We start from the raw sequence: 21,987 nt of genomic DNA, 5'->3' as shown, positions 1-21,987 counted from the left end.
ATCGTAACGGAAAGCGGTGGCTGCGGAGCTGGGCCAGAGGTCAGAATGTCTCGACCTTGTCGATGCTGACGAACATGCCGTGACCGGTGCGGTCGTTGGTGAATCGGGTGCCCTCGACGTCGGCGTCGATCTTCCAGCCCTCGGCGCGGTAGGTCAGGTAGTCGATGGTGACGACCGGGATGTCGCCGAGGTTGCCGAGCACCCACTGCACGGTGCCGTCGGAACTGACGCTGACACCGTTGGCATGCTCACCGCCCTTGAGCGGGCTGTTGGTGAACTCGGCTTCGCAGTCGACCTGCCGCGTCGAGATCTGGCATCTGGTCCGTCCGGACTTCGTCTCGATGAAGACGTAACCGTTCTCGTCCGGCGGTAGGGCGATGGCGTCGCCGGGCTTGCCCGGGGTGCTCGACGACGGCGGCGCGACGGGGGGCGAGGTGCTCGGCGGGGCGGTGGTGGGGCGGGGTGTCCGCAACGACGGCTCCGGTGGCCCGCTGCCGCCGGGCGCCGCGGTCGGGTTGCCGTCGACGGTGGTACTACAGCCGGCCAGCAGCAGCGCGGCCGCCAGCGCCAGTTGCCGGCTGAACGCCTTGGTTCTCGCCTGATCCGGTACCTGCACGCAGTCCCCCGCCGACATCGATTGCGCCACAGCCTACGCACCCTGTGACGTGAGTGGCTGCAGTGACGCGCGGTTCCGGGCGGCCGGCACCGACCGGTCGGCGGCAGCGAAATCCGGCTGCGGGAAATCCGATTACGAGAAATCCCGGAATGCCAACACGCCCCCGGCAACCGCCGTGACCGCGGCGAGCGCGTAGCCGAGCACCGACCACCAGCCCGCATGCAGGTAGGCGGTGATGGCGACGATCGCGATGGCGCAGAACACCAGCACCATCCCGTACAGCGGAGGCTTGGCTGCGTACCGGTTGCCGGGCATGTGGTTTCGGCCTCCTAACTCGTCCTACTCGTCCGCTTCGGATTGCGCGGCCACCGCAGGCGGTTGCTCGCCGGTGTCGGTGGGGGGAACGGCCGCGGCCTTCACCCGGTTACGCACCAGGTACCAGCCGGCGATCAGGCCTGGTCCGCCGACCAGCACCGCGGCGCGGATCCAGACGCCGTATTCGGGGTCGAACATCATCAGCACCACCACGGCGGCCAGGAACGCCAGGGTGACGTAGCCGCTGTAGGGCGCCAGTGGCATCCGGAAGGCCGGCCGCTGCAGATCGCTTCGCTTGGTCAACGACAAGAACCGCAGCTGGCAGGCGACGATCGTCGCCCATGCCGTGATCACGCCCAGGGCGGCGATGTTGAGCACGATCTCAAAGGCGTGCTCCGGGACGACGGCGTTCAGCGCGACCCCGAACAGGCCGATCGCGCCGGTCAGCAGGATGCCGCCGTAAGGCACACCGTTTCCGGACAGCGGTGCGGTGAACTTCGGACCGCTGCCGTTGACCGCCATCGATCGCAGAATCCGCCCGGTGGAATACAGGCCGGCGTTGAGGCTGGAGAACGCCGCGGTGAGCACCACCAGGTTCATCAGGCCGCCGGCACCGTTGAACCCGATCTTGGCGAAGAACGTCACGAACGGGCTCTCGCCGTGCTTGTAGGCGGTGTAGGGCAGCAGCAGCGACAGCAGTACCACCGAGCCGACGTAGAAGATCGCGATCCGGGCCACCACCGAGTTGATCGCCCGCGGCATGATCTTCTCCGGCTCGGCGGTCTCGCCGGCGGCGGTGCCGACCAGTTCGACCGCGGCGTAGGAGAACACCACACCCGAGGTGACCAGCACCACAGGGAGTAGTCCGGTCGGCAGGAGGCCGCCGTTGTCGACCCACAGGTGCAGTCCGGTGGACTCGCCGTCGACCTGGAAGCGCCCGCCCAGAAAGACGGTCCCGACGATCAGGAAGGTCACCAGGGCCACCACCTTGACCAGTGCGGCCCAGAACTCCAGCTCGCCGAAGAGCTTCACCGAGATCAGGTTCATCGAGACCACCGCCACCAGTGCGATCAGTGCCAGCACCCACTGCGGGACGACGTGGAACGCGCCCCAGTAGTGGAAGTACGTCGCGATCGCGGTGGTATCGACGATCCCGGTCATCGACCAGTTGAGGAAGTACAGCCAGCCCGCGACGAATGCCGTTTTCTCCCCGAAGAACTCGCGGGCATACGACACGAACGATCCCGAGGTGGGGCGGTGCACCACCAATTCGCCGAGCGCCCGCAGGATGAAGAACACGAAGATGCCGCAGATCCCATAGACCAGGAACAGGGCGGGGCCCGCCTCATGCAGTCGCCGGCCGGCCCCCAGGAACAGCCCGGTGCCGATCGCCCCGCCGATGGCGATCATCTGCACCTGACGAGGGTGGAGATCCTTGTGATAGCCCTCATCTTCGCGGGCCAGCGCGGCCGGCGGGGCCAGGTGAGGGTCGGGGACCATAGACATCGGTGCGAGGGTAACCCACCGGGCCGGTCGTGGGAGGCCGCCGAGCAGCGGTCCCGAAGGCGGTGTCAGCGCGCCGATCACCGCCGGTGTGCTCCGGCGGGTCGCGTGCCGGCTCAGTAGGCTCTGGTTGTCTGACGGGCCAAGCGGTGACCCCGAGTGGCGGGAGGTCGATCATGCGACCAGTTCTGTGGGGCCGGTGGGCGTTGCTGCACGGGCTTCCGCGGACGTTCCTGGCGGTGCAGGCGCGCCGCGGCGAACCCCTGGCACGGTTACTCGCCGGCCCGATGCGCGGCGGTGAGCCCGAGCCGTTGATCGAGCAGATTCGTGCGGCCGGAAGCCTGACTCGCACGCCGTTCGTCTCGGTCACCGCCGACCACGGGCTATGCCGAACCATCTTGCGCGATGACCGGTTCGGAGTGAGCAACCCCGCCAACATGAAGCTGCCCCGACCGGTTCGCTGGTTGATCAGCCGAACGGATCCGCAGTTGCCGAATCCGGCTGAACCGCCCTCGATGCTCATGGTCGATCCGCCCGATCACACGCGCTACCGGCGCGCCGTGGTGCGCGCGTTCACGCCTCGTGCGATCGAAAAGCTGCGCGCGCGGGTCGTCGAGATCACCGACGACCTGCTCGACAGTTTGGAATCCGCACCGCAGCCGGACCTGATCGCCGACTTCGCGGGTCCGTTGCCGGCTCGGATCATCGCCGAGATACTCGGCATCCCCGAGGAAATGCGGGCGCCGATGCTGAACCGGGGTGAACTCGGAGCGCCGTTGCTCGATATCGGCGTGTCCTGGAAGACATTTCGGCGCGCGATGCAGTCACTGCGGGATAGCGACCGTGATTTCGGCGACCACATCGAACGGTTGCGTGACGAGTCCGGCGACGACATCTTCAGCCAGGTGATCCGCGACGGAGACCTTGACCGGCGTGAACTGGGCGTGACGGCGTTGTTGGTCGTCGGCGCGGGATTCGAGACCACCGTCAATCTCATCGGCAACGCGATCGTGCTGTTGCTGCGTCACCGAGACCAGTTGGCGATGCTGCGTGAGGATCCCGAGTTGTGGCCGGGCGCGATCGAGGAGGTGTTGCGCTTCGACAGTCCGGTGCAGATGACGTCACGCAATCCGCTCTGCGACCTGGAACTCGACGGACACCGCCTCGCCGCCGGCGAAACGGTTGCGCTGCTGCTGGGCGGTGCCAACCACGACCCCGACGTGTTCGAAGACCCCGGCCGGTTCGACATCACCAGGGCCAACGCCAAAGAACACCTGTCCTTCAGCAGCGGAATCCACGCCTGCCTCGGGGCCAATCTGGCCCGCATGGAAGCCGCCATCGCGCTGCGCGCGCTGTTCGAGCGATTTCCCGACCTGGCGCTCACCGGCACCCCGACACCGCGGGGGTTGGCCACCTTGCACGGTTTCCGGTGCATACCGGCCACGACGGGTGCCTCGGCGCGCCCGACGAGTACTTAGCCGTGTCCCCCGCACCGGTCAGGGCGTGGCGGCTTTCCGGTTGACCAACCGGGCGCCCAACTCGCCGGGTCCGACGCGGTGACCTTCCGCGCAGCGGATCTCCACCGACGCATCGGCGTCGCAGCCCAGATGGGTCAGCCCTATCCGGCTGCGGTTGGGCAGGTGGCGTTGCCCCCACTGGAACATCGCCCAGACCACCGGCATGAAGTCGATCCCGGCCTCGGTCAGCACGTATTCGTCGCGACTGCGCTGGCCGGGCTCACGATACGGCCGCCGGGCCAGTAATCCGAGGTCGACGAGCTCGGCCAGCCGGGTGGCGGTCGCCGCTTTGGTGATGCCCACCCGGTGGGCGAAGTCGTCGAAGCGGGTGGTGCCGTAGTAGGCCTCCCGCATGACCAGCATCGCGGACTTGGTTCCGACGACCGCCATGGTCTTTTCGACCGGACACTCGCCGATCGCCGACCAGGAATCACGGTCGGCGAGCGCCCCCTGCAGAAAAGTCATCTCGATCACCTCTGAGTTGACTCTACTATACCCAGGGCGTATACCTGGGTATAGATAACAATACTCAGCGGGTAGGAGAATTCGCGATGACCGGATATCAAGGACGCGACGCCGTCATCGTCGGCGCCGTACGCACTCCGATCGGCAAGGGCAAGCCGGGCGGTGCCCTACACGGTGTCCTGCCCGCCGACCTGCTGGCGCACAGCTTGCGGGAATTGGTGCGGCGCACCGGCGTCGATCCGGCCCAAGTCGACGACGTCATCGCCGGTGCCGTCACCCAGGTGGGCGATCAGGCCGTCAACATCGCCCGCAACGCTTTGTTGGGAGCGGGTTTTCCCGAATCGGTTCCCGGCACCACCATCGACCGACAATGCGGCAGCAGTCAGCAGGCGATCAGTTTCGCCGCCCAGGGCGTGCTGGCAGGCGCATACGACATGGTGATCGCAGCCGGGGTGGAGTCGATGAGCCGTGTGCCGATGGGCAGCTCGGTGCTGCCGGGCAGCAATCCCTTCGGCGAGGACATGACGCGCCGGTATCCCGAAGGGCTGGTGCCGCAGGGCATCAGCGCCGAGCTGATCACCGCCCGGTGGGGTTTGTCCCGGACCGAACTCGACGAGTTCTCCGCAACCAGTCACGAGAAGGCCGCGCGGGCCACCAAAGAGGGGCTCTTCGACGAGGAGCTGGCTCCGGTCGCCGGCCTGACGACTGACGAGATCATCCGACCCGGCACCACCGTGCAGACCCTGGCGGGATTGCGGCCGGCGTTCTACGACGAAGCGGTGAAAGCGCGTTTTCCGCAGATCAACTGGGAGATCACCGCCGGCAACTCCTCACCGCTGTCCGACGGCAGTGCAGCACTGCTGATCACCAGCGGCGAAGCCGCTCGAAAGTTGGGCCTGCGGCCCCTGGCACGGATCCACACCACCACCGTCGTCGGGTCCGATCCGCTCTACATGCTCACCGGCGTCATCCCGGCCACCGAAAAAGTGTTGCGGCGTGCCGGGTTGACCCTGACCGATATCGACCTGTTCGAGGTCAATGAGGCGTTCGCCCCGGTGGTGCTGGCCTGGGCGAAAGAAACCGGCGCAGATCTGGCGAAGACCAACGTCAACGGCGGCGCCATCGCGATCGGGCATCCGCTCGGCGCCAGCGGCGCACGCCTGATGACAACACTGGTGAACGCGTTGCAGCACAGCGGGAAACGCTTCGGCCTGCAGACGATGTGCGAGGGCGGCGGCATGGCCAACGCCACCATCATCGAGCGCCTGGGCTAGCAGGGTCCGTCATGAGCACCGAACCGAACGTCTCCCGCACCGAGCGACTGGCCCGTCGCGTCGCCGACCTCTACGCCGCCGACGCCCAATTCCAGGCAGCGCAACCGGACCCCGAAGTCATCGCGGCGGCACGCCGGCCTGGTTTGCGACTCGCTGAGGTGTTGCAGACATTGGCCGGCGGCTATGCGGAGCGCCCGGCCGTCGGGGAGCGCGCCCGTGAGCTGGTGACCGATTCTGCGACGGGCCGCACCACAGCGCGGCTGTTGCCCAGGTTCGAGACGATCAGCTATCGGCAGCTGTGGGCGCGGGCGGGGGCGATCGCCGCCGACTGGCGGCACCACCACAGCCATCCCGTGCAGCCCGGCGATTTCGTCGCCACCATCGGTTTCGCCAGTGCGGACTATCTGACCATCGACCTGGCCTGCGCCTATCTCGGCCTGGTGTCGGTGCCGTTGCAGCACACCGCTTCTGCATCGCAGCTGAGGTCGATCGTCGGCGAGGTGCAGCCGCGGGTGGTCGCGGTGGGCGCCGCGTACCTGGAGCTTGCGCTGGAATCGGCGTTGGACGGCCCGTCGCTGCGCCACGTGCTGATCTTCGACCATCAGCCGAAACTCGATGCGCACCGGGAGGCGCTGGCACGGGCTCGCGAGCGCATCCGCGGCGCCGGCGTCCCGGTCGTCGTCGAGACGCTGGACGAGGTTGTTCAGCGAGGCCGCGCGCTGCCGCCCGAGCCGCTCTACACCGCAGGCACCGACGAGCGGCTGGCGATGATTCTCTACACCTCGGGCAGTACCGGCGCACCGAAGGGCGCTATGCACTCCGAACGGACGCTCACCAAGCTGTGGACGGCGGCGTCAACGTTTCTCTCGTCGTCGGAGACACCGGTGTTCAACGTCAACTTCATGCCGCTCAACCACCTCGGCGGCCGGCTGCCGTTGGTCTCGTCGTTCATGGCCGGCGGCACCAGTTATTTCGTAGCCGAGCCCGACCTGTCGACGCTGTTCGACGACTGGTCACTGGTGCGCCCCACCGAGCTTCCGCTGGTACCCAGAGTGATCGACATGCTCTACCAGCGCCACCGCAGCGCAGTGGCCGGATCGATCGCCGGCGGCGCCACCCCCGAGGCCGCGGAGGCGGACGCGGCGGCTGAGCTACGCGAGGGACTGCTCGGCGGTCGGGTGCTGGGCGGGTTCGTCGGCACCGCGCCGCTGGCTCCGGAGATGGCGGCGTTTCTCGAATCAGCACTGCAGGTACACCTCGCCGACGGCTACGGCTTGACCGAGGTCGGCGGGGTCGCCCGGGACGGCGCCATCCTTCGGCCGCCGGTGCTGGACTACAAGCTCGTCGACGTCCCCGAGCTCGGGTACTTCACCACCGACCGGCCGCATCCGCGCGGTGAACTGCTGATCAAATCGGCAACCGCCACGATGGGCTATTTCAAGCGCCCCGACGTCACTGCCGAGGTCTTCGACGACGACGGCTACTACCGCACCGGTGATGTGATGGCCGAGCTGGCACCGGACCGGTTGGCCTACGTCGACCGCAGCCGAAACGTGCTCAAGCTCGCGCAGGGTGAGTTCGTCGCGGTCGCGCGCTTGGATGCGGTTTTCGCCGCGGCACCCGGGGTGGGCCAGATATTCGTCTACGGCAACAGCGAACGCTCGTACCTGCTCGCGGTGATCGTTCCGACACGCCAGGTTCGCGAGCAATTCGCCGGCGACGCCGGCGCGCTGAAGGCCGTGCTCCGCGATTCGCTGCGGCAGACCGCCAAAGCGGCCGAGCTGCAGTCTTATGAGGTCCCGGTCGACTTCCTGGTCGAGACAGCACCCTTCACCGCCGCATCCGGCCTCGTCTCGGGCGTCGGGAAGCTGTTGCGCCCCGCGCTCACAGCGCGCTACGGCCGGCGACTCGAGCAGCTCTACACCGATATCGAGCTGGCGCAGGCGGACGAACTGCGTGCGCTGCGCAACTCCGCGGCCGACTCGCCGGTGCTCGACACCGTGCGCCGGGCCGCGGTCGCGGTGCTCGGCTCCGCGGGCGCCGACGTGGACCCGGACGCCCACTTCACCGATCTTGGCGGCGACTCGCTGTCCGCCCTGACGTTCTCGGAGCTGCTGCACGACGTCTTCGCGGTCGACGTACCCGTGGGAGTCATCATCAGCCCGACGTCAACCCTCGAGCAGCTTGCCGACCACGTCGCTGCGCAACGCGGGTCGGCGTCGACACGGCCCACAGTCGCCACGGTGCACGGGCCCGACGCCGCTGTTTTACGGGCGAGCGACCTACCCCTGGAGAAGTTCATCGATGCCGTGACGTTGGCGGACGCCGTGACACTTCCGCACGTCACCGGCGAACCGCGCACCGTCCTGCTCACCGGCGCCAACGGCTATCTCGGCCGGTTCATCGCCTTGCAGTGGCTGGAAAGGCTCTCACAGAGCGGCGGCACACTGATCTGCATCGTGCGCGGCAGCGACGACGCGGCGGCGCGGGTACGCCTTGAGCAGATGTTCGACAGCGGTGACGTAGCGCTGCGGCGGCGTTTTCGTGCACTGGCCGCCGAGCATCTGGAGGTCATTGCCGGCGACATCGGCGAACCGCACCTCGGGCTGGACACGACCACCTGGAATCGGCTGGGGCGCAGCGTGGATCTGATCGTGCACCCGGCCGCCCTGGTCAACCACGTGCTGCCCTACGAGCAATTGTTCGGCCCGAACGTCGTCGGCACCGCGGAGGTGATCCGGCTGGCGATCACCACCCGGATCACGCCGATCACGTTCCTGTCGACGGTGGCGGTTGCCATGACGGTCGACCCGGCTGCCTTCACCGAGGACGGCGACATTCGCGAGATCAACCCGGTACGGGCGATCGGCGACGGCTACGCCAGTGGCTACGCCAACAGTAAGTGGGCGGGGGAAGTGTTGCTGCGCAATGCGTTTGACCACTGCAGGCTGCCCGTGACGGTCTTCCGATCGGACATGATCCTCGCGCACCGTCGCTATACCGGCCAGCTCAACGTCCCCGACGCATTCACCCGACTGGTCTTCAGCCTGCTTGTGACGGGTATCGCGCCACGGTCCTTCTACGAGACGGGGGCCTCCGGTGAGCGGCCGCGCGCGCACTACAGCGGCTTGCCGGTTGATTTCGTCGCCGAGGCGATTGCGGTCCTGGGCGCGCGCGGTGCCGGCGGATTCCGATCCTTCGACGTGATGAACCCGCACGACGACGGTATCTCGTTGGACACCTTGGTCGATTGGCTCGGCGATGCCGGCCATCGGATCGAGCGCATCGATGACTATGACGCGTGGTTGGGGCGCTTCGAGACGGCGTTGCGGGCGCTTCCGGAAAAGCTGCGCCGACACAGCGTGCTTGCGCTGCTGGATTCCTACCGGAAACCGCAGCAACCGCTGCGCGGCGCACCGGCGCCGACGGCGGCCTTCCGCGCCGCGGTGCAAGCCGCACAGGTCGGTGACAACGACATTCCGCAGTTGTCGGCGGAACTGGTTGAAAAGTACGTCGCCGACCTGAAATACCTCGGCGTGCTGCCGGCCGGCAGTTCGACAATCGTTGAGACACAATAAAAAGGACGCTGAAAATGAATCAGATTCGAGCCGCCGCCGTGCAGATCAGCCCGGTGCTCTACAGCCGGGAAGGAACCGTCGAACGAGTGGTGGACAAGATCGAGCACTTGTCGCGCCAGGGTGTGCGGTTCGCGGTCTTTCCCGAAACGGTGATCCCGTACTACCCGTACTTCGCGTTCGTGCAGCGTCCGTTCGAGATGCGCCCGCAACACCTCACGTTGATGGAGCAGGCCGTGACGATCCCGTCGCCGGAGATCGATGCGATCGCAGCCGCGGCCAGACAAGCCGCAATGGTGGTGTCCATCGGTGTCACCGAGCGCGACGGCGGCTCGCTGTACAACACCCAGCTGCTGTTCGACGCAGACGGCAGCCTGCTGCAGCGGCGGCGCAAGATCATGCCGACCTATCACGAGCGGATGATCTGGGGGCAGGGCGACGGCAGCGGGCTGCGTGCCGTCGACAGCGCGGTGGGACGGATCGGGCAGCTCGCCTGCTGGGAGCACTACATCCCGTTGGCCCGGTATGCCTTGATCGCCGACGGCGAGCAGATCCACGCGGGCATGTGGCCGGGCTCGTTCGCCGGCGAGTTGTTCGCGCAACAGGCCGAGATCAGCGTGCGCAATCACGCACTCGAATCGGGTGCCTTCGTTGTGAACTCCACCGCCTGGCTGGACGCCGACCAGCAGACCCAGATCATGGCCGACACCGGGTGCCCGATCGGTCCGATCTCGGGCGGGTGCTTCACCGCGATCATCAGCCCGCACGGGGAGCTGATCGGTGAGCCATTGCGTTCCGGCGAAGGTGAGGTCATCGCCGACCTGGACTTCTCGCTGATCGATGCGCGCAAGTCGCAGATGGATTCGCACGGCCATTACAGCCGCCCGGACCTGCTGAGCCTGCGGGTGGATCGCACCCCGCGCGCCCACGTCCAGGAGCGCTTCGAAGAACCTGCAGCTGCCGATGTCGAGGAGATGGATCGTGTCGCAGTCTGATCCGCGCGAGATCCGGTTCTCCGGAGTCCGGGTGCGCTATGAGAGCACGAAGAGCTACGACGAGCTGGTGGCCGCATTGTTCGCCGACGTCGGCGATCGGCCGGTTCCGATCGAGGACATTGCGAAGGACTTCCCGAGCTGGGACGCCTATCGAGACGAGATCCAAACCCATGTCGGCCCAAGCGGATTCATGCTGTTCACGATCTTCGATCATGGCGGCTGGATCACCAAGGCCGGCATCAACCGAGAAGTGTTGCGGGTCATCATCGGCAACCCGCTGATCGCGATCACGATGTTGCGCCACGACGTGACGGCGGGCCTGTTCGCGCCGGTGGAGTTGCTGATCGTCGGCGAGGAAGACGGCAGCAGCAGTTTGACCTACGTCAAGCCCTCATCACTGATGGTCGTAGAACCCAACCCCGCGCTGCTTGCGGCCGCCGAAGGGCTCGACGCCAAGTTGGCGGCGCTGGCCGCGAAGGTCGCGGGATGAGCGCCGCCGAAGGCGGCAGGCGGATCTTCTTCGCGGGCGCCTCGGGTGTCGTCGGCAGTCGGCTCGTCCCGATGTTGGTGCAGGCCGGCCACACCGTCGGGGCGATGACGCGGTCAGCCGCGAAGGCCGACGGGCTGGCTTTCCTGGGTGCCCAACCGATCGTCTGCGACGTTTTCGACCGTCCGGGTCTGACCAGCGCCGTCCGCGCCTTCTCACCCGACCTGGTGCTGCACCAGCTGACGGATCTTCCCGACGACCTGGACGATCTGCCCGAGGTGTCGCTGCTCAATGCCCGGATACGGGTGGAGGGCACCCGCAATCTCCTCGGCGCGTTGGAGGGCTTGCCACCGACGAGGATCGTGGCCCAGAGCGTCGCGTGGACGATGCGACCCGGCCCCGAAGCCGACGCGGTGGTGACACTCGAGGAAGCCGTCCTCGCGGCGAACGGCGTGGTCCTACGCTACGGATTGTTTTACGGGCCCGGCACCTACTACCAGGGGGAACTCCCGCCGGCGCCACGCGTGCACATCGACATCGCCGCCGCGCGAACCCTCCAGGCCCTCGAGGCGCCATCGGGCATCTTGACCGTCGTGAGTAGCTGACCGTCTCCCGGGAACAAACCCCGGACCCGCCCCGTTGACCACTACGACAAGTTGAGTCGTACGCACTCAAGTCTGGGTTGACAGCAGGGCTGCCGGAGGCGCATCCTTGAGCGCAGTCCGCTCAGACTAGGGAAGCGTCTATCAGGGAGGAAACCACAATGGCTCGTGCGGTCGGAATCGACCTCGGGACCACCAACTCTTGCGTCTCGGTGCTGGAGGGCGGCGATCCTGTCGTCGTAGCAAACTCGGAGGGCTCGCGCACCACCCCGTCGGTCGTCGCGTTCGCCCGCAACGGTGAGGTGCTGGTCGGCCAGCCCGCCAAGAACCAGGCGGTCACCAACGTCGACCGCACCATCCGCTCGGTCAAGCGCCATATGGGCACCGACTGGAAAGTCGAGATCGACGGCAAGGACTACACCGCGCAGGAGATCAGCGCGCGGGTGTTGATGAAACTCAAGCGCGACGCGGAGGCCTACCTCGGTGAGGACATCACCGACGCGGTCATCACCGTGCCCGCCTACTTCAACGACGCCCAGCGCCAGTCCACCAAAGAAGCCGGCCAGATCGCCGGCCTGAACGTACTGCGCATCGTCAACGAGCCCACCGCGGCCGCGCTGGCCTACGGCCTCGACAAGGGCCACAAGGAACAGACCATCCTGGTCTTCGACCTCGGCGGCGGTACCTTCGACGTTTCGCTGCTGGAGATCGGCGAGGGCGTGGTCGAGGTGCGGGCCACCTCCGGCGACAACCACCTCGGTGGCGACGACTGGGACGACCGCGTCGTGGAGTGGCTGGTCGACAAGTTCAAGGCCACGTCGGGTATCGACCTGACCAAGGACAAGATGGCGATGCAGCGGCTGCGGGAGGCGGCCGAGAAGGCCAAGATCGAGCTGTCGAGCTCACAGAGCACCTCGATCAACCTGCCCTACATCACCGTCGACGCCGACAAGAACCCGCTGTTCCTCGACGAGCAGCTCACCCGCTCGGAGTTCCAGAAGATCACCCAGGATCTGCTGGACCGTGCCCGCAAGCCGTTCCAGTCGGTGATCAAGGACGCCGGTATCTCGGTGTCGGAGATCGACCACGTGGTGCTGGTGGGTGGTTCCACCCGGATGCCCGCGGTGACCGACCTGGTCAAGGAGCTGACCGGCGGCCAGGAGCCCAACAAGGGCGTCAACCCCGACGAGGTTGTAGCGGTCGGAGCCGCACTTCAAGCGGGTGTCTTGAAGGGTGAGGTGAAAGACGTTCTGCTGCTTGACGTCACCCCGCTGTCGCTCGGTATCGAGACCAAGGGCGGCGTGATGACCAAGCTGATCGAGCGCAACACCACGATCCCGACCAAGCGGAGCGAGACCTTCACCACCGCCGACGACAACCAGCCGTCGGTGCAGATCCAGGTCTTCCAGGGTGAGCGCGAGATCGCCTCGCACAACAAGCTGCTCGGCTCCTTCGAGCTGACCGGTATCCCGCCGGCCCCGCGCGGTGTCCCGCAGATCGAGGTCACCTTCGACATCGACGCCAACGGCATCGTGCACGTCACCGCCAAGGACAAGGGCACCGGCAAGGAGAACACGATCAAGATCCAGGAGGGCTCCGGCCTGTCCCAGGAGGAGATCGACCGGATGATCAAGGATGCCGAGGCGCACGCCGACGAGGACCGTAAGCGTCGCGAAGAGGCCGACGTGCGCAACCAGGCCGAGTCGCTGGTCTACCAGACGGAGAAGTTCGTCACCGAGCAGCGCGACGCCGAGGGTGGTTCGAAGGTTCCCGAGGACACCCTGGCTAAGGTCGACGCGGCCATCGGCGAGGCGAAGAAGGCGCTGGAGGGCACCGACATCGGCGCCATCAAGTCGGCGATGGAGAAGTTGGGCGTCGAATCGCAGGCGCTCGGCCAGGCGATCTACGAGGCCACCCAGGCCGAGCAGGCCGCCTCCGATGCCGCGGGCGGTGCGTCCGCCGGCGCTGATGACGTCGTGGACGCCGAAGTGGTCGATGATGGAGACACCAAGTGAGCGAAGGTAATCCACGCGAACCATCTCCGGAAACGATCACCGTCACCGACAAGCGCCGCATAGACCCGGAAACCGGTGAGGTGCGGGCGGGTGCTGCCGGGCCGGCTCCAAGCGAGCCGGCACCGGCGGCGCCGGTCGCCGATACCGGCGAAGTCGACCAGGTCGCGGAGCTGACCGCCGACCTGCAGCGGGTACAAGCCGACTTCGCGAACTACCGCAAGCGGGCGCTGCGCGACCAGCAGGGCGTCGCGGACCGGGCCAAGGCCTCGGTGGTGACCGAGCTGCTGCCGATCCTCGACGACCTGGACCGCGCCCGCAGCCACGGCGACCTCGAGTCGGGGCCACTGAAGGCATTGGCCGACAAGCTGACCAGCGTGCTCGACGGGCTGGGATTGGCAGCGTTCGGCGTCGAGGGCGACGAGTTCGATCCGCTGCTGCACGAGGCCGTCCAGCATGAGGGCGACGGAAGCCATTCGGTGATCGGCACCGTGCTGCGGCAGGGTTACAAACTCGGTGACCAGGTGCTGCGCCACGCCATGGTCGGCGTGGTGGACACTGTTCCGGACGGTGACCAGGGCAGCGGTGGGGACGAAGCCGGCGCCGACGACGAAGATGCCGGCGACGAGAATTGATCCAGGTGAGGAGGTGACGCGGCATGGCTCAACGTGAATGGGTCGAGAAGGACTTCTACAAAGAGCTGGGCGTCTCCTCCGACGCCAGCGCCGAGGAGATCAAACGGGCGGCCCGCCGGTTGCTCGCCGAGAATCACCCGGACCGCAACCCCGGTAACAAGGCGGCCGAGGACCGCTACAAGGCGGTGTCGGAGGCCAAAGAAGTGCTCACCGATTCGGCCAAGCGCAAGGAATATGACGAGACCCGTCGGCTGTTCGCCGGCGGCGGGTTCGGCCGGCGCTTCAACGGCGGTGGCGGTTTCGGCGGCGGCAACTTCGATCGGTTCAGCACCGGCGGCGACGGCGGCGAGTTCAACCTCAACGACCTGTTCGGTGCCGCCGGTCAGACCGGCGGCGCCAACATCGGTGATCTGTTCGGCGGGCTGTTCGGCCGCGGTGCACAGCAGCGGCCCAGCCGACCGCGGCGCGGCAACGACCTGGAGACCGACTCCGAGCTGAGCTTTTTGGAGGCCACCAAGGGCGTCGAGATGCCGTTGCGGCTGACCAGCGCGGCACCGTGCACCAACTGTCACGGCAGTGGCGCGCGGCCGGGCACCAGTCCACGAGTGTGCTCGTCCTGCAACGGCTCCGGCGTGATCAGCAGCAACCAGGGCGCGTTCGGATTCTCCGAGCCGTGTACCGACTGCCGTGGCAGCGGGTCGATCATCGAACATCCGTGTTCGGAGTGCAAGGGCACCGGGCGGGCGGCCCGCACCCGCACCATCAACGTGCGTATTCCGCCGGGTGTCGAAGACGGCCAACGGATTCGGCTGGCCGGCCAGGGCGAGGCGGGGCTGCGCGGTGCGCCGTCCGGCGACCTGTATGTGACGGTGCGGGTGCGTCCGGACAAGGTTTTCGGACGCGACGGCGACGACCTGACGGTCACCATCCCGGTCAGCTTCTCCGAACTCGCCCTGGGCACCACGTTGTCGGTGCCGACGCTGGACGGCAAGGTCGGCGTGCGGGTGCCGAAGGGCACCGCCGACGGCCGGATCCTGCGGGTTCGCGGACGCGGCGTCCCCAAGCGCGGCGGCGGTAACGGCGACCTGCTGGTCACCGTGAAGGTCGCGGTCCCGCCGAACCTGGAGGGCCACGCCCAGGAAGCTTTGGAGGCGTACGCGGCAGCGGAGCGGTCCAGCGGGTTCGACCCGCGGGCGGGATGGGCGGGTAACCGACCATGAGTAAATCCGAGAAGAACTCCCGCACCTTCCTGATCTCGGTGGCCGCCGAGCTCGCCGGCATGCACGCGCAGACGCTGCGGACCTATGACCGGATCGGTCTGGTCAGTCCGCGCCGCAGCGCCGGCGGCGGGCGGCGCTACTCCGAGCGCGATGTCGATCTGCTGCGTGAGGTGCAGCGGCTCTCGCACGACGAGGGTGTCAACCTGGCCGGTATCAAGCGGATCATCGAGTTGACCAACCAGGTCGAGGCGCTGCAGTCCCGGATCAAGGAGATGTCGGCTGAGCTGGAGATGTTGCGTGGCAACCAGCGCCGCGAGATCGCGGTGATGCCCAAGAGCACCGCCGTGGTGGTGTGGAAGCCGCGTAGTTCCTAGCTCCCACCTGGCGCGAGCAGACGTGAAAGCCCCTATTTGGACCGCCAAATGGGGGCTTTCACGTCTGTTCGCCGGGTGTTAGGCGACCCGGATGGAGAACTGCGCCACCTCGGGTTCGCCGCGACGCGCCATGCGGTAGCCGCCGCGGCGCAGCGCGTCGGTCGGTGCGGCCATCGGTTCGAAGCAGATCACGTCCTCGGTGGCCGGTGCGTAGATCTGTGCCGCCGGATAGCCCGCGTCGAAGTGGACCTCGATACGTCGGCCACCGCCGGACAGCGCGAACACCGCGCCGGGGGCCACGTCGTCGAAGCCGTCATCAAACACCTTCTCGCCCAACACCTCGGTCGCCGACGGGTAGGGCGCAGTCGCTCCGGTGGGGATGCCGCGGGTATCGACCATCCGCGAGCGCATCGGCGGTGTGTCGATGCGCCACTGCTCCCGGGGCACACCGGGCAGCTGTAGATACGGGTGGAACCCGAAGCACAGCGGCACCGCCGCCTCGCTGGTGGCAGTGACGCTCGTGCGCACCGTCAGCGTGCGGTCGGCGATCCAGGCAGCCAACCGCAGCAGATGCGGAAACGGGAAGGACGCCAACAGGTCAGGCCGCGAACCGAAGTCGAGCTCGGCGGTCAGCGTGGACGCCGACCGTTCGGTCACCCGCCAGCCAGGGTCGCCGGCGAGCGTGCCGTGGATCGGGGCGCCATGGGCGTCGGTGTGCACTCCGCCAGACCCCGGGGTGAGCGTGACCTCGGTGTCGCCGACGCGGTATAGGTTGCCACTCAAGCGGTTTGCCCACGGATACAACAGCGGAAGGCCCATGGTCTTGTGATCGGAGACGTAGGCCTGCAGTCCCCTGCGCTGCCCGAGCAGCTCCACACCCGCGTCGGACAGCGAGGTGCCGATCATGCCGGCGCCCGGGACGAACGTGGCCACCAGCTGCGACGACGGATCGCGTAGCGTGCAGGACTGGAAGGCGGTCATTATCACTCCGACAGTGGGTCGTGTTGAATACGTTGCGCCGGCGCGCCTTTAGCGAGCAGCGCCGCCTTGGTCGCCAGGGTCATCTCGGGCCCGCCGCAGATCAGGATCTGGCGATCGCTCCAGCTGCCGTAGCGGGTGACCACATCGGCCAGCCGTCCGGTCTGCCGCACATGCAGGCCCCGCGGCGGGGTCGCGTCGGGATAGTCGGCGGCCCAGCCGGGGTCGCGCGCGTACTCCGACACCGGGGTCACCGACAACCACGGGTTGTGCGCCGCGATCTGCCACAGTGTGGGCAGGTCGTAGAGCTCGCACGGGTACCGCCCACCGAAGAACAGGTGCACGCGCGGGTTCACGCCCCACCGGGTCAGGTCCATGATGATCGCCCGCAGCGGTGCCAGACCGGTGCTGCCGGCGATCATTAGCACGTCACCCGCGTCCCGGTCGACGTGCAGGCCGCCGTGCGGGCTGGACAGCCGCCAACGGTCACCGGGCCGGGTCTCGTTGACGATCGCGGGGCTGACCAGGCCGCCGGGGACCCCGCGCACGTGGAATTCGATCGCACCGGTCTCGTCGGCCGGGATGGCGGGCGAGAGGTAGCGCCACGAGCGCGGGCACTGCGGTACCTCGACTTTGACGTACTGGCCGGGATGGTAGGGCAGCGGGCGGTCCAGCTGGATCCGGACGACGGCCAGGTCCCGCGAGACCCGCAGCTGTTCGACGACGGTGCCGTCCCACCAGGCCGGACCGTCCTCGGCGTCGGCGGCACCGCCCATCACCCCGATGATCAGATTCAGTGACTCGCGGGCGGCGTCATCGACAGCGGGAACCCAGGAGGCTGCCAGCTCGTCACGGAGGGCGGCGTAGAGGGCTTGGCCCATGGCGGCGTAGTGGTGTTGTGTCACACCGTATTTACGGTGATCTCGGCCGAGTTGCGCCAGAAATGCGACCGGCTCCTGGGCGCGCTGGGCGACGAGTTCGCCGTACACCCAGCTCATCGCCTGGGCGAAGGCGACGCGGATGGCGGTCAGGTCGGCGGGGAAGAGGTCTCGAGCCGACGGGTCGGTGCCGAACCAGCGGATGAACAGGCGCCCGACGAAGCTGTCGCCGCCGCCATCGGAGCCGGCGAACGCGTTGCGCAGCACCTGCAGTGCGTCACGGTCGTCTAGGCCCACGGCCGCGATCTTATGCTGACCAGCGGTGATAACGGCTAGAGCGCGTGAATTCCGTTGTAGGTCACCATCGCACCGATGAGGACCAGGATGACCGCGAGTAGCGCGGCGTGTTGCTGCTCCATCCAGGCTTTGAGCCGGTTGAGCGCCGGATCGAACCGGTCGCTGGCTGCCAGGTAGCCCGCGATCGGGACCATGACCGTGGATGCGGCAACGGCCACGAAGAGCACGGCCGCCTGCCAGTTGCCCGTGGCCGTCAGTCCGGCGCTGCCGATGGCCAGGCCGGCAGCAGCGCACATGAACAGCACCTCGGGCCGGATCACGGCCAGTGCCACGGCCGTCAGGCCGGCCCGGGGCGCGGTCATGGAGGTGAATCTGCGCATCCAACCCGGCATTTCGCCGTGCCGGTGCCGGGTTGCCCAGCGGTAGCCGCCGAAGGCGATCAGCGCCATGCCGACCACGATCCGCAGCCACGACGCCCAGGTCGGCGGCGTGTCATTCAGGCCGCCCAGCAGGCCGGATGCGGCGACGAAGGCCGCGGTGAGGGCGGCCAGCCCGGCCAGCCAGCCGATGAGGAACGACAGCCCGGTCTCGCGCGGGCGAGCGGTGTGCAGCACCAGCACCGCGGGGATGACGGTGATCGGGGAGAGTGCCACCACCAGGGCGAGCGGAATCAACGTGGTCAACAACGAACCCAGGCCGGACGTCATGGCAGCACCGTAGCCGTTCGGCCCGCGGGCATCGCCGATGACGGCGCCGAACCGTCTGACACTTGCCATATACCCCTACCGGGTATACGTTCGCAGCAATGTTTCGACGGAAGGCGGATATGCCACCCAGGCCGCAATGTCCGGATCAGCGTCGGCCCGGCTCGGCGACGAGTCGCCGGTTCGGGGTGGCGGGCGTCATCGCCGCACTGGCCTGCACGCTGGGCTGCTGCCTGCCGGCGATCCTGGTGGCACTCGGGGTCGGCGCATCCGGGGCCGCAGGGATGGGCCATGCGGGGCACAGCGCCGGCGAGTCCCGGGGCGCCCTGCTCGACCTGTTGCACCGGGTCAGCCCGGCGCTGTTGATCGCGTCGATCGCGCTGGTCGCCGGCGCATTTGCGATGAGGCGTCGCGCGGCGGTGCTGCCCGCGCTGTTGGCCGGGGTGGTGTTGTACCTCAGCGTTCACGGTCAGACAGATCCCGCCGTGATGTATGCCGGTATGGCCATCGGCTACAGCGTCTGGATCAGCCTCTATTTCTGGACGCGCCGGTCAGCGCAGGCCTGCGAGCCCCAGGCGGGTGGCGTAGGCGCCGAGGTCGACGCGACTCACCGGGAGCCGCCCGTCGGCCCAGTCCAGGACCAGGGCGGTGAGCGCTCCTGACAGGGCGCTGGCGTGCAGGGCGCGGGTGGTGTCCGACATCGGATCGGTGACGCCTGAGACGCTGTTCGATCTACTCGATGCCACGCAGTCGGCCGGTGTGCTGCCCTCTGACCACAGTTGGCTGTCCCGGGCGTTGCTGGGAGCCTCGAAGCCGCCCCCGGCCGGCGCAGAACGCCGGCCGGGCACTGCGGCTGTCCTGAGTGCCGCCGCCGAAACCGGATAATTGGGGTTGAGCGGAACAGACTCAACCTTGACGACGTTGGACAACACGACAAGCATTTTTGGCGAGCCCTCGCAGGCCCGCTCTGACCCCGATATGGAGGTGTCGTGGACTCGTTCAACCCGACCACCAAGACGCAGGCGGCCCTGACCGCGGCCCTGCAGGCGGCGACCGCTGCCGGAAACCCCGAAATCCGGCCGGCGCACCTGCTGCAGGCCCTGCTGACCCAGAATGACGGGATCGCCGTGCCGCTGCTGGAGGCGGTCGGGGTGAACCCCGCGACGATCCGCACCGAGAACCAGCATCTGCTCGACCGGCTGCCGCAGGCCAGCGGCGCCAGCGCGCAACCGCAGCTGTCCCGCGAATCCCTGGCCGCGATCACCGTCGGTCAGCAGCTGGCCACCGAGATGGACGACGAGTACGTCTCCACCGAGCACCTGATGGTGGGTCTGGCCACGGGCGACTCCGACGTCGCCAAGCTGCTCACCGGTCACGGCGCTTCACCCGAGGCGCTGCGGGAGGCGTTCACCAAGGTGCGCGGCAGCGCCCGGGTCACCAACCCCGACCCCGAGGCCAGCTACCAGGCGCTGGAGAAGTACTCCACCGACCTGACCGCCCGCGCCCGCGAAGGCAAGCTCGACCCGGTGATCGGGCGCGACACCGAGATCCGCCGGGTGGTGCAAGTGCTGTCCCGGCGCACCAAGAACAACCCCGTGCTCATCGGTGAGCCCGGCGTCGGCAAGACCGCGATCGTGGAGGGCCTGGCCCAGCGCATCGTGGCCGGTGACGTCCCGGAGAGCCTGCGCGACAAGACCGTTGTCTCGCTGGACCTGGGCTCGATGGTGGCCGGCGCGAAGTATCGCGGTGAGTTCGAGGAGCGCCTCAAGGCCGTCCTCGACGAGATCAAGAACGCCGCCGGGCAGATCATCACCTTCATCGACGAGCTGCACACCATCGTCGGCGCGGGCGCCACCGGTGAGGGTGCGATGGACGCCGGCAACATGATCAAGCCGATGCTGGCCCGCGGCGAGCTGCGGATGGTCGGTGCGACCACGCTGGAGGAGTACCGCAAGTACATCGAGAAGGACGCCGCGCTGGAGCGCCGCTTCCAGCAGGTCTACGTCGGCGAACCGTCGGCCGAGGACACCATCGGCATCCTGCGCGGCCTCAAGGAGCGCTACGAGGTGCACCACGGTGTGCGGATCACCGACTCGGCGCTGGTCGCCGCGGCCACTCTCTCCGACCGCTACATCACTGCCCGTTTCCTGCCGGACAAGGCCATCGACCTGGTCGACGAGGCCGCGTCCCGGCTGCGGATGGAGATCGACTCCCGGCCCGTCGAGATCGACGAGGTCGAACGGCTGGTGCGTCGGCTGGAAATCGAAGAGATGGCGCTGAGCAAGGAAGAGGACGACGCCTCCAAGGACCGGCTGGAGAAGCTGCGCGCCGAATTGGCGGACTACAAGGAGAAGCTGGCCGAGCTGACCACCCGCTGGCACAACGAGAAGAACGCCATCGACGTCGTCCGCGAACTCAAGGAGCAGCTGGAAACCCTGCGCGGGGAGTCCGACCGCGCCGAACGCGACGGCGACCTGGCCAAGGCGGCCGAACTGCGATACGGGCGTATCCCCGAGGTGGAGAAGAAGCTCGAGGCGGCGCTGCCCAAGGCCGAGGCCCGTGAGCAGGTGATGCTCAAGGAGGAAGTCGGTCCCGACGACATCGCCGACGTGGTGAGCGCCTGGACCGGTATCCCGGCTGGGCGGTTGCTGGAAGGCGAGACCGCCAAGCTGCTGCGGATGGAAGACGAACTCGCCAAGCGGGTCGTCGGACAGCGCAAGCCGGTGCAAGCGGTCTCCGACGCGGTGCGGCGCAGCCGGGCCGGGGTCGCCGACCCCAACCGGCCGACCGGTTCGTTCCTGTTCCTCGGCCCCACCGGCGTCGGCAAGACCGAGCTGGCCAAGGCGCTGGCCGACTTCCTGTTCGACGACGAGCGGGCGATGGTGCGCATCGACATGAGCGAGTACGGCGAGAAGCACTCGGTGGCCCGGCTGGTCGGGGCGCCCCCCGGCTACATCGGCTACGACCAGGGCGGTCAGCTGACCGAGGCGGTGCGCCGCCGGCCCTACACCGTGGTGCTTTTCGACGAGGTGGAGAAGGCGCACCCGGACGTGTTCGACGTGTTGCTGCAGGTGCTCGACGAGGGCCGGCTCACCGACGGCCAGGGCCGCACCGTCGACTTCCGCAACACCATCCTGATCCTGACCTCCAACCTGGGATCGGGGGGCACCGACGAGCAGGTGATGGCCGCGGTGCGGTCCGCGTTCAAGCCCGAGTTCATCAACCGGCTCGACGACGTGCTGATCTTCGAAGGTCTCAACCCCGAAGAGCTGGTGCAGATCGTCGACATCCAGCTGGAGCAGCTGTCCAAGCGGCTGGCGCAGCGCCGGCTGCAACTGGAGGTCTCCCTGGAGGCCAAGAGGTGGCTGGCGCACCGCGGGTTCGACCCGATCTACGGGGCGCGTCCGCTGCGCCGGCTGATCCAACAGGCCATCGGCGACCAGCTGGCCAAGATGCTGTTGGCCGGGGAGGTGCATGACGGCGACATCGTGCCGGTCAATGTCGGCGTGGATGGCGAGTCGCTGATCCTGGGCTGACGCT

At 67.7% G+C, this 21,987-nt stretch carries 20 protein-coding genes; 13 read left to right on the top strand and 7 right to left on the bottom strand.

All coding sequences use genetic code 11. From position 1 onward, the window contains the following. Positions 1-40: 40 nt before the first annotated feature. From ACAG20_RS15010 to ACAG20_RS15000, 3 genes are all read right to left on the bottom strand, one after another. Positions 41-616 (bottom strand): hypothetical protein, encoded by a 576-nt coding sequence (locus ACAG20_RS15010; protein ID WP_370493132.1) that lies wholly within the window; start codon positions 614-616, stop codon positions 41-43. 132 nt (positions 617-748) lie between these two features. Next, entirely contained in the window at positions 749-931 is a 183-nt protein-coding gene (locus tag ACAG20_RS15005) for a hypothetical protein (RefSeq protein ID WP_112686269.1), read from the bottom strand. A gap of 24 nt (positions 932-955) precedes the next feature. Next, positions 956-2,431 (bottom strand): amino acid permease, encoded by a 1,476-nt coding sequence (locus ACAG20_RS15000; RefSeq protein WP_370493131.1) that lies wholly within the window; start codon positions 2,429-2,431, stop codon positions 956-958. A 179-nt stretch (positions 2,432-2,610) separates the two neighbouring features. Between ACAG20_RS15000 and ACAG20_RS14995 the strand changes: the two genes are divergently transcribed. Beyond that, a complete protein-coding gene (locus tag ACAG20_RS14995; RefSeq protein WP_370493111.1) occupies positions 2,611-3,912 on the top strand; it encodes a cytochrome P450 in 1,302 nt (433 codons plus the stop codon). An 18-nt stretch (positions 3,913-3,930) separates the two neighbouring features. Here the strand turns inward: ACAG20_RS14995 and ACAG20_RS14990 are convergent, their stop codons facing one another. Beyond that, entirely contained in the window at positions 3,931-4,416 is a 486-nt protein-coding gene (locus ACAG20_RS14990; RefSeq protein ID WP_370493110.1) for a winged helix-turn-helix transcriptional regulator, read from the bottom strand. An 86-nt stretch (positions 4,417-4,502) separates the two neighbouring features. On the opposite strand from ACAG20_RS14990, the gene ACAG20_RS14985 reads away from it, so the two are divergent. The 9 genes from ACAG20_RS14985 to ACAG20_RS14945 all read left to right on the top strand — a co-directional run bounded on the left by ACAG20_RS14985 (position 4,503) and on the right by ACAG20_RS14945 (position 15,590). Beyond that, positions 4,503-5,690, top strand: a complete 1,188-nt coding sequence (locus ACAG20_RS14985; RefSeq protein ID WP_370493109.1) for an acetyl-CoA C-acyltransferase — start codon at positions 4,503-4,505, stop codon at positions 5,688-5,690. Between the two features lie 11 nt (positions 5,691-5,701). Further along, on the top strand, positions 5,702-9,268 hold the full coding sequence (gene car, locus ACAG20_RS14980) for a carboxylic acid reductase (RefSeq protein ID WP_370493108.1): 3,567 nt from the start codon (positions 5,702-5,704) through the stop codon (positions 9,266-9,268). Between the two features lie 14 nt (positions 9,269-9,282). After that, a complete protein-coding gene (locus ACAG20_RS14975; RefSeq protein ID WP_370493107.1) occupies positions 9,283-10,260 on the top strand; it encodes a nitrilase-related carbon-nitrogen hydrolase in 978 nt (325 codons plus the stop codon). Continuing rightward, a complete protein-coding gene (locus ACAG20_RS14970; RefSeq protein WP_370493106.1) occupies positions 10,229-10,750 on the top strand; it encodes a DUF302 domain-containing protein in 522 nt (173 codons plus the stop codon). The genes ACAG20_RS14975 and ACAG20_RS14970 overlap by 32 nt, the downstream gene beginning before the upstream one ends. After that, complete coding sequence (locus ACAG20_RS14965) at positions 10,747-11,352, top strand: NAD-dependent epimerase/dehydratase family protein (protein ID WP_370493105.1); 606 nt, start codon at positions 10,747-10,749, stop codon at positions 11,350-11,352. The genes ACAG20_RS14970 and ACAG20_RS14965 overlap by 4 nt, the downstream gene beginning before the upstream one ends. 158 nt (positions 11,353-11,510) lie before the next feature. Beyond that, positions 11,511-13,364, top strand: a complete 1,854-nt coding sequence (gene dnaK, locus ACAG20_RS14960) for a molecular chaperone DnaK (protein WP_370493104.1) — start codon at positions 11,511-11,513, stop codon at positions 13,362-13,364. Continuing rightward, positions 13,361-13,996 (top strand): nucleotide exchange factor GrpE, encoded by a 636-nt coding sequence (gene grpE, locus ACAG20_RS14955; RefSeq protein ID WP_112686285.1) that lies wholly within the window; start codon positions 13,361-13,363, stop codon positions 13,994-13,996. The genes dnaK and grpE overlap by 4 nt, the downstream gene beginning before the upstream one ends. A 23-nt stretch (positions 13,997-14,019) precedes the next feature. Beyond that, positions 14,020-15,216: a molecular chaperone DnaJ gene (gene dnaJ / locus ACAG20_RS14950; protein WP_112686287.1), complete on the top strand. Its 1,197-nt coding sequence runs from the start codon at positions 14,020-14,022 to the stop codon at positions 15,214-15,216. Next, on the top strand, positions 15,213-15,590 hold the full coding sequence (locus ACAG20_RS14945) for a heat shock protein transcriptional repressor HspR (protein WP_370493103.1): 378 nt from the start codon (positions 15,213-15,215) through the stop codon (positions 15,588-15,590). The genes dnaJ and ACAG20_RS14945 overlap by 4 nt, the downstream gene beginning before the upstream one ends. Positions 15,591-15,668: 78 nt before the next feature. Here the strand turns inward: ACAG20_RS14945 and ACAG20_RS14940 are convergent, their stop codons facing one another. From ACAG20_RS14940 to ACAG20_RS14930, 3 genes are read right to left on the bottom strand one after another with little or no spacing between them, the layout of a single operon-like run. Next, positions 15,669-16,571: an aldose 1-epimerase gene (locus tag ACAG20_RS14940; protein ID WP_370493102.1), complete on the bottom strand. Its 903-nt coding sequence runs from the start codon at positions 16,569-16,571 to the stop codon at positions 15,669-15,671. Between the two features lie 2 nt (positions 16,572-16,573). After that, positions 16,574-17,743 carry an FAD-binding oxidoreductase gene (locus tag ACAG20_RS14935; RefSeq protein WP_370493101.1) on the bottom strand — a complete coding sequence of 390 codons (1,170 nt, stop codon included), beginning with the start codon at positions 17,741-17,743 and terminating at the stop codon, positions 16,574-16,576. A 35-nt stretch (positions 17,744-17,778) separates the two neighbouring features. Further along, on the bottom strand, positions 17,779-18,450 hold the full coding sequence (locus ACAG20_RS14930; RefSeq protein WP_370493130.1) for a GAP family protein: 672 nt from the start codon (positions 18,448-18,450) through the stop codon (positions 17,779-17,781). Positions 18,451-18,548: 98 nt separating this feature from the next. On the opposite strand from ACAG20_RS14930, the gene ACAG20_RS14925 reads away from it, so the two are divergent. The 3 genes from ACAG20_RS14925 to clpB all read left to right on the top strand — a co-directional run bounded on the left by ACAG20_RS14925 (position 18,549) and on the right by clpB (position 21,983). Continuing rightward, entirely contained in the window at positions 18,549-19,109 is a 561-nt protein-coding gene (locus ACAG20_RS14925) for a hypothetical protein (RefSeq protein ID WP_370493100.1), read from the top strand. Next, the gene (locus tag ACAG20_RS14920) at positions 19,096-19,332 is read left to right on the top strand and encodes a hypothetical protein (protein ID WP_370493099.1); all 237 of its coding nucleotides are present in this window, start codon (positions 19,096-19,098) and stop codon (positions 19,330-19,332) included. Before ACAG20_RS14925 ends, ACAG20_RS14920 begins: the two co-directional genes overlap by 14 nt. A 104-nt stretch (positions 19,333-19,436) precedes the next feature. Further along, complete coding sequence (clpB, locus tag ACAG20_RS14915) at positions 19,437-21,983, top strand: ATP-dependent chaperone ClpB (protein WP_370493098.1); 2,547 nt, start codon at positions 19,437-19,439, stop codon at positions 21,981-21,983. Positions 21,984-21,987 lie beyond the last annotated feature (4 nt).

The sequence above is a fragment of the Mycobacterium sp. pW045 genome (genome assembly GCF_041287085.1).
GTDB lineage: Bacteria > Actinomycetota > Actinomycetes > Mycobacteriales > Mycobacteriaceae > Mycobacterium > Mycobacterium algericum_A.
Note: the sequence above shows the minus strand (reverse complement) of the source record. Positions and strands in the feature narration are given on the sequence as shown.